General features: G+C 68.0%; 9 protein-coding genes. 2 read left to right on the plus strand and 7 right to left on the minus strand.

All coding sequences use genetic code 11. From position 1 onward, the window contains the following. The 5 genes from VGO20_RS00220 to coxB all read right to left on the minus strand — a co-directional run. On the minus strand, positions 1-740 hold a 740-nt coding region (locus VGO20_RS00220; RefSeq protein WP_327500256.1), incomplete at its 3' end, for a cytochrome c oxidase subunit 3. 39 nt (positions 741-779) lie between these two features. Further along, positions 780-1,367 (minus strand): cytochrome c oxidase assembly protein, encoded by a 588-nt coding sequence (locus tag VGO20_RS00225; protein WP_327500257.1) that lies wholly within the window; start codon positions 1,365-1,367, stop codon positions 780-782. A 127-nt stretch (positions 1,368-1,494) separates the two neighbouring features. Next, the gene (cyoE, locus tag VGO20_RS00230) at positions 1,495-2,394 is read right to left on the minus strand and encodes a heme o synthase (protein WP_327500258.1); all 900 of its coding nucleotides are present in this window, start codon (positions 2,392-2,394) and stop codon (positions 1,495-1,497) included. Between the two features lie 73 nt (positions 2,395-2,467). Continuing rightward, the gene (ctaD, locus tag VGO20_RS00235; protein ID WP_327500259.1) at positions 2,468-4,069 is read right to left on the minus strand and encodes a cytochrome c oxidase subunit I; all 1,602 of its coding nucleotides are present in this window, start codon (positions 4,067-4,069) and stop codon (positions 2,468-2,470) included. A gap of 23 nt (positions 4,070-4,092) precedes the next feature. After that, positions 4,093-4,953 (minus strand): cytochrome c oxidase subunit II, encoded by an 861-nt coding sequence (gene coxB, locus VGO20_RS00240; protein ID WP_327500260.1) that lies wholly within the window; start codon positions 4,951-4,953, stop codon positions 4,093-4,095. A gap of 300 nt (positions 4,954-5,253) precedes the next feature. On the opposite strand from coxB, the gene tldD reads away from it, so the two are divergent. Then, positions 5,254-6,690, plus strand: coding sequence for a metalloprotease TldD (tldD, locus tag VGO20_RS00245; RefSeq protein ID WP_327500261.1), 1,437 nt, complete (start codon positions 5,254-5,256; stop codon positions 6,688-6,690). Between the two features lie 86 nt (positions 6,691-6,776). Then, positions 6,777-7,193, plus strand: a complete 417-nt coding sequence (locus VGO20_RS00250; RefSeq protein ID WP_327500262.1) for a hypothetical protein — start codon at positions 6,777-6,779, stop codon at positions 7,191-7,193. Positions 7,194-7,213: 20 nt separating this feature from the next. Here the strand turns inward: VGO20_RS00250 and VGO20_RS00255 are convergent, their stop codons facing one another. Next, positions 7,214-8,443, minus strand: a complete 1,230-nt coding sequence (locus tag VGO20_RS00255; RefSeq protein ID WP_327500263.1) for a type II toxin-antitoxin system HipA family toxin — start codon at positions 8,441-8,443, stop codon at positions 7,214-7,216. Then, a partial coding sequence (locus VGO20_RS00260) for a hypothetical protein (protein ID WP_327500264.1) occupies positions 8,427-8,996 on the minus strand: 570 nt, incomplete at its 5' end. The genes VGO20_RS00260 and VGO20_RS00255, both read right to left, overlap by 17 nt.

An 8,996-nucleotide genomic window follows, 5' to 3' on the forward strand; every position in this document is an offset into this window, starting at 1 on the left:
TGGCCGGCAAGCGTCCGGAAGAAGCAGACCGCCAGGAAGATCGTGCCGACGATGACGTGGAAGCCGTGGAAGCCGGTCGCCATGTAGAAGGTCGACGGGTAGATGCCCTCGGTGAAGCCGAAATGGGCGTGCACGTACTCGTACGCCTGGAAGCCCGTGAACACGATGCCGAGCAGGACCGTGATGGCGAGCGCCACGGCCGCGTCCTTCCTCTTGCCCTCCATGATCGCGTGATGGGCCCAGGTCACGGTGGTGCCCGAGAGCAGCAGGATCAGGGTCATCATCAGGGGCAGGCCGAAGGCCTCGACCGTCTCGATGCCGTCGGGCGGCCACACGCCGCCGGTCACCTCCGACGGGTAGAAGGCCGCGCCGAAGAAGGCCCAGAAGAAGGCGGCGAAGAACATCACCTCCGAGGCGATGAACAGCATCATCCCGTAGCGCAGGCCGATCTTGACCACCGGGGTGTGGACCTTCTGGTGGACCGCCTCCTTCAGGACGTCGCGCCACCAGGCGGCCATCACGAGGAGGACGCCGACCAGGCCCGCCACCATCAGCCACGGCCCGCTGCCGTGCATGAACAGGACGCCGCCGATCGCGAGCGTGCCGGCGGCAAGCGAGCCGACCAGCGGCCACGGGCTCGGGTCGACCAAGTGGTAGGGATGCTTGGCGCCGCCGTCGGCGGCGTGGGCATGTGCGCCAGGGGCGTGGGCGTGTGCGGCGTGGGCGTGCGGTTCAGCCATTCTTGTCTACCCTCGTGGAATTCTCGTCGCCGTCGCGGCTCAATGGGCCGCGGCCGGCGCTTGGTAGTTCTCGGACACCTGGGCCGTGCCGTCCGACTTCGCGCGGAAGAAGGTGTAGGACAGCGTGATGGTGTTGACGTCGTCCAGGTTCGGGTCGTCGGCGATCGCGGGATCGACGAAGAAATAGACCGGCATGTCGACCCGCTGCCCGGCCTGGAGCACCTGCTCGTCGAAGCAGAAGCACTGGATCTTGTTGAAGTAGAGGCCCGCCTTCTGGGGGGTCACGTTGTACACCGCGGTGCCCGTGACCGGCTTGTCGGAGAGGTTGCGGGCGGAATAGCTGACCAGCGCCGTCTCGCCGACCTTCATCTCGATCGCCGGGCGCTCGGGCCGGAACTGCCAGGGCACGTCGCCGTTGACGTCCGCGTTGAAGCGGATCGTGATCCTGCGGTCGAGCACGCGGTTCGCCGGGGCGGCCGCGACCTGGGTGGTGCCGCCGAAGCCCGTCACCCGGCAGAACAGGTCGTAGAGCGGCACCGCGGCGAAGGAAAGCCCGGTCATGCCGGCGACCAGCCCGGCCAGGGCGATCACCACGAACCGGTTCCGGCGTCTCGTCCTCGGGTCCATCACGCCCCCATCTTGACCATGGTGATCGCGTAGAGCAGCGCTACCAGCGCCAGCAGCACGGCCAGCATCGCGAGGTTCTTCGCGCGCCGGCGCTTCCTGTGTTCGTCTTCCATCGCCACCGGCATCCTCAGGCCATGTTGTCCGCGATCAGCAGCGCGAACAGCAGGAACAGGTACAGGATCGAGAAGGCGAACATCTGCTTGGCCGACCGGTCGGTCCGGTCGAACCACACCCGCACCGCCGTCACGACGAACAGCGGGCCGAGCACGGACGCGCCGACGAGATAGGCGGTCCCGGCGATGCCGAGGAACCAGGGGGCCAGCGCCACCGGCAGCAGCAGCACGGTATAGGCGAGCATCTGCCGCTTGGTCTCGCGCTCGCCGGCGACGACGGGCAGCATCGGCACCCCGGCCTTCCGGTAGTCGGCGTTGCGGAACAGCGCGAGCGCCCAGAAATGCGGCGGCGTCCACATGAAGATCAGCAGGAACAGCGCGATGGAGGCCACGCCGACGTCGCCGGTGACCGCGGCCCAGCCGATCATCGGCGGAAAGGCGCCGGCGGCCCCGCCGATCACGATGTTCTGCGGCGTCCGGCGCTTCAGCCACATCGTGTAGACGAAGATGTAGAAGCCCGAGGCCAGCGCCAGCAGCGCCGCCGCCGCCCAGTTGGTCGCGAGCCCCATCAGCACGACCGCGCCCAGCGTCAGCACGACCCCGAAGGCGAGCGCGTCCCCGGGAGCGACCCTGCCCTCGGGGATCGGGCGGCCCCGGGTGCGCTGCATCACCGCGTCGATGTCGCGGTCGTACCACATGTTGATGGCGCCGGCCGCCCCGGCCGCCACCGCGATGCACAGGATCGCGGTCGCCGCCAGCACCGGGTGGAGGGCGCCCGGCGCCGCGATCAGGCCGGCCAGGCCGCTGAAGGTCACGAGCGACATCACGCGCGGCTTCAGCAGTTCCACGTAGTCGCGGACCCCGGCCGTGCCGGCGTCCATGACCGCCTCGCGGCGGATGGTCGCGTCGCTCATGAAAGTCGCATCCTTTCCCAAAACCGCCGGCTCCCGGTAGCTCGACGCACCGGGAGCCGGGTCCTCTCGCCCCTTACTTGACGCGGGGCAGCTCGTCGAAGGCGTGGAACGGCGGCGGGCTGCTGACCGTCCACTCCAGGGTCGTCGCCCCGTCGCCCCAGTAGTTGGCGCCGACGCGGCGACCGGCCACCAGCGTGTAGATCGCGATCGCGACGAACAGCAGCGCCGCCGCGAAGGAGATGTACGCCCCGACCGAGGAGACCAGGTTCCAGCCCGCATAGGCGTCCGGGTAGTCCGGGATGCGGCGCGGCATGCCGGCCAGGCCCAGGAAGTGCTGCGGGAAGAAGGTCAGGTTCACGCCGATGAAGGTCAGCCAGAAATGCACCTTGCCCCAGAACTCCGGGTACTGCCGGCCCGACATCTTGCCGATCCAGTAGTAGAAGCCCGCGAAGATCGAGAACAGCGCGCCCAGCGACAGCACGTAGTGGAAGTGCGCGACGACGTAGTAGGTGTCGTGCAGGACGATGTCCATGCCGGCATTGGCCAGCACCACGCCGGTGACGCCGCCGACCGTGAACAGGAAGATGAAGCCGACCGCGAACAGCATCGGCGTGTCGAAGCGGATCGAGCCGCCCCACATCGTCGCGATCCAGGAGAAGATCTTGATGCCCGTCGGCACGGCGATGATCATCGTCGCCGCCGTGAAATACGCCTTCGTGTCGACGTCGAGGCCGACCGTGAACATGTGGTGCGCCCACACGACGAAGCCGACGACGCCGATCGCGACCATGGCGTAGGCCATGCCGAGATAGCCGAACACCGGCTTGCGCGAGAAGGTGGCGACGACGTGGCTGATCATGCCGAAGCCCGGCAGGATCATGATGTAGACCTCGGGGTGGCCGAAGAACCAGAACAGGTGCTGGAACAGGACCGGGTCGCCGCCGCCGGCGGGGTCGAAGAAGGTCGTGCCGAAGTTGCGGTCGGTCAGCAGCATCGTGATCGCGCCGCCGAGCACCGGCACCGCCAGCAGCAGCAGGAACGCGGTCACCAGCATCGACCAGGCGAACAGCGGCATCTTGTGCAGCGTCATGCCCGGTGCGCGCATGTTGAAGATGGTGGTGATGAAGTTGATGGCGCCCAGGATCGAGGAGGCGCCGGCCAGGTGCAGGGCGAAGATCGCCATGTCGACCGACGGCCCGGGATGGCCGAGCGCCGAGGACAGCGGCGGGTAGATCGTCCAGCCGGTGCCGGCGCCGGTGCCGGTGAAGGCCGAGCCGATCAGCAGCGCGAAGGCCGGGACCAGCAGCCAGAAGCTGATGTTGTTGAGGCGCGGGAACGCCATGTCCGGCGCGCCGATCATCAGCGGCACGAACCAGTTGCCGAAGCCGCCGATCATCGCCGGCATGACCACGAAGAACACCATGATCAGGCCGTGGGCCGAGATGAACACGTTCCACACCTGGCCGTCGGTGACCCACTGCATCCCCGGGTCCTGCAGCTCGAGGCGCATGATCACGGAGAACAGCCCGCCGATGAGCCCGGCGACGATCGCGAAGATCAGGTAGAGGGTGCCGATGTCCTTGTGGTTGGTCGAGAACAGCCAGCGGCTCACGAAGCCCGGCTTGTGGTCGTGGTGGTCGTCGTGCCCGTGGGCGCCCGTGGCTCCGTAGCCCATTGCTGAATTCCCTCGCTCTGGCGTTACCGGGCCTGCTGCGCGACCTGTACGGCCGGCGCGGCGCCGTCGGTTTTCATTGCGGTCTGCTTCTCCGCGACCCACTGCGCGAAGCGCTCCTTGGAGACGGCCTCGACCGCGATCGGCATGAAGGCGTGGCCGGTGCCGCAGATCTCGGAGCACTGCCCGTAGTAGACGCCTTCCTGCTCGATGCGCACCCAGGTCTCGTTGACGCGGCCGGGGACGGCGTCGGTCTTGATGCCGAAGGCCGGGACCGCCCAGGAGTGGATGACGTCGCCCGCGGTGACCAGCACGCGGATGTTGGTGCCGACCGGCAGCACGACGCGCTCGTCGACTTCGAGCAGGCGGCGCTGGCCGGGCCCGAGATCTTCCTCGGGGATCATGTAGCTGGAGAAGGCGACCCCCTCCTGGTCCGTGTACTCGTAGTCCCAGTACCACTGGCGGCCCGTGACCTTCAGCGTCATCTCGGCCTCCTCGGTGCGGTCCATGAAGTACAGCACGCGGAAGGACGGGATCGCGATCACCAGCAGGATCAGGACCGGCAGCGCCGTCCACGCGATCTCGATCAGCGTGTTGTGCGACGTGCTGGACGGCGTCGGGTTCTTCTTGTCGTTGAAGCGCAGCACGACGTAGACGAGGAGCGCCAGGACCAGGACGCAGATGGCGGTGATGATGTAGAAGAGCAGGTTGTGGAAGTCGACGAGCGCCTCCTTCACCGGCGACGCCGCGCCTTGGAGGCCGACCTGCCAGGGAGTGGGGGCGCCGAGCGGGTCGGGCGCGCCGTCCTGGGCCAGGGCCTGCCCGATGCCGCCGAAGATCGATAACATGAAGGCCGTCGCGACGGCGCTGATCCTGTTCAGGTTCATCCCTAACACTCTTCGTCTCGGGCGGAGCGAGCCCCGCGAAATCCCAAACGCTTCCGGCTTTCCGGCCGCCCGCGGAGCATGGCCGCACGGGCCGCGGAACGTACCTCGCGGCGCCCGAAGCTAACAAGTCCGGCCGGTCCTGCGGGCGGTACATTTCGTCGCAGGCGTCTCCTGTCCCGACCGGCGGGCAGGTGGCCATCCTAATACGCGCGGCGGCGCGCCCCCGTCAACGAGCGCGCGGCCTTGCCCCGCCCCGGCGATGGACCACATAGTCGGAATGTCGCTATCGGGAGTTTCCTCATGAGCAGTCTGGCCGTCACCGACGACCTGTTCTTCAACCGCGCGGGCCTGGACCGCGCGCGGGTCGAGACGATCGTATCCGAGGCGCTGTCGGGCGCCGACGACGGCGAGCTCTACCTGGAATACGGCCAGTCCGAGAGCCTGGCCTGGGACGACGGCAAGCTGAAGAGCGCCTCGTTCGACACCAGCCAGGGCTTCGGCCTGCGCGCGATCGCGGGCGAGGCGACCGGCTACGCCCATGCGGCGACCCTGTCGGAGGACGCGATCCGGCGCGCGGCCGGCACGGTGCGCGCGGTCCATGCCGGCCATGGCGGCGTGCTGGCGGAACCGCCGGCCGGCACCAACCGCGTGCTCTACACCGGCGAGAACCCGCTGGGCCTGGTCGACTTCGAGACGAAGGTGCGGCTGCTGCGCGACATCGACGCCTATGCCCGCGCGCGCGACCCGCGGGTCCGGCAGGTCTCCTGCTCGCTCGGCGGCGAGTGGCACGCGGTCCAGGTCCTGCGCCCCGACGGCATGCGCGTCGCCGACGTCCGGCCGCTGGTGCGGCTCAGCGTCTCGGTCGTGGTCGCCGACGGCGAGCGGATGGAGACCGGCTCCCACGGCGCCGGCGGCCGGGTCACCTACGACGCCTACCTGCAGCCCGACGCCTGGAAGGCCCAGGTCGACGAGGCGCTGCGCCAAGCGCTGGTCAATCTCGGCTCGGTCCCGGCCCCGGCCGGCGAGATGCCGATCGTGCTCGGGCCGGGCTGGCCCGGCATCCTGCTGCACGAGGCGATCGGGCACGGGCTCGAGGGCGACTTCAACCGCAAGAAGACCTCGGCGTTCTCCGGCCTGATGGGCCAGCGCGTCGCCTCGCCCGGCGTCACCGTCGTCGACGACGGCACGCTGGAGAACCGGCGCGGCTCGATCACCGTCGACGACGAGGGCACGCCCGGCCAGACCACGACCCTGATCGAGGACGGCATCCTGGTCGGCTACATGCAGGACCGCATGAACGCGCGCCTGATGGGCATGCGCCCGACCGGCAACGGCCGGCGCCAGAGCTTCGCCCACATGCCGATGCCGCGCATGACCAACACGGTGATGCGCCCGGGCGGGCACAGCCGCGACGAGATCCTGGCCTCGGTCAAGCGCGGCCTCTACGCCGTCAATTTCGGCGGCGGGCAGGTCGACATCACGTCGGGCAAGTTCGTGTTCTCCGCCTCGGAGGCCTACCTGATCGAGGACGGCAGGATCGGCCCGGCGGTCAAGGGCGCCACGATCATCGGCAACGGGCCGGAGGCGCTGACCAAGGTGACGATGATCGGCGACGACACCGAACTCGACCCCGGTATCGGCACCTGCGGCAAGGACGGCCAGGGCGTGCCGGTCGGCGTCGGCCAGCCGACCCTGCGCATCGACGGGCTGACCATCGGCGGCACGGCGACCGCCTGAGACGCCTTTTTCCTTGCGCCGTCCCGAGGCGCGCCGATATTCCCTGATCCGTCGCGGCCGCGGGGCCGCGGCGGGAGGGAGCGGGCATGGACGAGACGGCGACGGCGAAGGTGGAAGGCGGGGACGGGGCCGGCGGCGGCACGATGATGCGCACGCTGAAGATCGTGCTCTCCGTGATGGGCCTGCTGATCGTGGCCGGCTTCGCCTATATCGGCTACGAGGTGTGGCGGCGCACGAACGACACCGAATACCGCGCCGCGATCGAGGCCGAGCGTGCCGCCCGCCGGGCCCCGGCGCCGGCCTCCGAAGGCGTGATGCGCGCCCGCGCGCCGGTGGCGCCGCTGGAGCTGCCGCCGGGCGCGATCATCACCGACACCGTCGCCGTCGGCACCCTGCTCGCCGTCACGGTCGAGCGGATCGACGGCACGCAGACCCTCTACGTCATCGACCCGCGCCGCGGCGACCTGGTCGAGTTCCTGCGCACCCAGCCGAGGGGCCGGTAGACTGGTCGCAATGCACCCGGTCAGCTACCGAACTGCGCGACGCGCTGGTCAATGAAAGATCCGATCCTTCGACGGAAGTCCGGAAACTCCGCCAGGATCTCGTCGACGATCGGCCGGTTGGAGACGACCTTCCGGACCAGTTCGTCCACGACGTCGCCCAAGCCCGCCTGCGCGCCGAGCCTCCTGTCGAGCAGAACGAAGGTGGACGGCGAGACATCGGCGAAGCGCCTCGATCCTCCGAGCCGGAGCCCCATGTCTTCCGGGCCTTCGCCGTCGGGCCGATAGAGAAACGTCGCGACGAGATCATAGGCGGGCGCAATTTCCGGTATGCGTCGATTGCGATATATGAGCGACCAGTTCTTCAGGTGAGCATCGCCATTGCCGATCAGGACGCTGAACGCCAGTCGCCGCGTGAACTCCCTCAGGCTCTCCACATCGTGACCGCGGTGGAACAGCGCCGCGATGGTCTCGAAACTCCCCAGATATTTGTCCTCGGGATAGAAACCGCGGACCTGCGCCATGTCCTCGATATGAATGCGGCTACGTCCCGGCCCGCGATCAAAGCGCTTTATCGCGAAAGCCCAGCATTCTCTCCCCGGCCACATCTGGTCCGGAAGTTCGTCGATCATGTCCCGATGGACGAGGCGGATCGTGGGCACATCCATCCCGGCCGCCTTCGCCAGGGTCATCATGGCGAACTCGTTGCGAGGCACTTCCGGGTGTATCGGGTCCGGCAGCTTGACGATCCAGTCTCCATTGTCGCCCGCGGCTGGGATCGTCAGTCTTTCGCCCCGGGCAAGCATGGAGAACTTCAACCCGACGCCCGCCAGGGAGAACCTCCACAATCTCTGCGCGGACATGGATCCAGGAACCCCGTGCTCGCTTTCCTCCGGGAAGTCGACCGGAACGACGCTGTCGGCGGCAACTACACGCACCGCGCCGGGGAGGTCGTGCCCCACTTGGGCGAGCAGTTCCATTTCCCTTTGAACCGGGACGCCGCGCGCCTCGGCAATCCACTGTCGCAGATGGCCCTCGGGCAGGAGGTTCGAGAACCAGGATGGAAGGCGCATGCGGCTGCGATGACGTTCCATGGGGGCGTTCTCGAAGCGCAGTCCCAACACTGGTCGACGCGGGTCTTCCCAGTATCCCTCCTCGAACACGAATTGCGTGACGTCGCCCCGGCGCTGGAGCGTCCCGACGCGGAAATCCTCGAGAAATACGCCAAACTGTCCCTCAATCGAATGCGTCATCTCTAACCGCATCCAGATCGTCGAACTCGAACGCCTCGAGAGGAGGCGTGTCTTCAAGCCCGGCTCCAGCCATCCTCTCGAGGAAATCTTTAACGACGCCCTCCAGGCGGCGCTGTCTTCCTTCCAGAAAGGCAACCCTGTCATCGCGCGCGAGAGCGTTGGCGATACCATCATCAAGTGCATGAGAAGAAAGAAAAACGCGCTCCTCTACTAGTCTTTCCAGCGGCCGGTTGATGAGGAGACCGGCCATGGGGCCCCGCAGATCCGCTTCGGGCACGAGCATGCGGTTCGCCGCCCAGCCCCGGCACTGGTCCGGCTCGGACGCGAGGATTCGCGGCGTCACGTCCGCCAGCGTGCCGTCAGGCTGGATCTCCTCGGTGAGGTCCTCCCGCTCGTACCTTTCGCCGGTCAGAGGAGAGCGGGGTCCGAGCGCCCAAAGTGCCGAAAGCACGATCCGGCTCTGGGCGGCATTCGTACGGAACCCCGTCAGTGCCGGTAGATGCGGCTTGCTGTCGATGGGGTTGCCCAACAATGCCTGGACCGAAGCGGTTTC

Origin of the sequence: Arenibaculum sp. (assembly GCF_035998295.1) — a bacterium.
Classification (GTDB): Bacteria; Pseudomonadota; Alphaproteobacteria; order Azospirillales; family Azospirillaceae; genus DASYHS01.

What these genes read in the sequence shown, in the direction of transcription:
- VGO20_RS00225 (WP_327500257.1), bottom strand. Translation starts at nt 1,367, where the DNA reads ATGGACCCGAGGACGAGACGCCGGAACCGGTTCGTGGTGATCGCCCTG.
- cyoE (WP_327500258.1), bottom strand. Translation starts at nt 2,394, where the DNA reads ATGAGCGACGCGACCATCCGCCGCGAGGCGGTCATGGACGCCGGCACG.
- ctaD (WP_327500259.1), bottom strand. Translation starts at nt 4,069, where the DNA reads ATGGGCTACGGAGCCACGGGCGCCCACGGGCACGACGACCACCACGAC.
- coxB (WP_327500260.1), bottom strand. Translation starts at nt 4,953, where the DNA reads ATGAACCTGAACAGGATCAGCGCCGTCGCGACGGCCTTCATGTTATCG.
- tldD (WP_327500261.1), top strand. Translation starts at nt 5,254, where the DNA reads ATGAGCAGTCTGGCCGTCACCGACGACCTGTTCTTCAACCGCGCGGGC.
- VGO20_RS00250 (WP_327500262.1), top strand. Translation starts at nt 6,777, where the DNA reads ATGGACGAGACGGCGACGGCGAAGGTGGAAGGCGGGGACGGGGCCGGC.
- VGO20_RS00255 (WP_327500263.1), bottom strand. Translation starts at nt 8,443, where the DNA reads ATGACGCATTCGATTGAGGGACAGTTTGGCGTATTTCTCGAGGATTTC.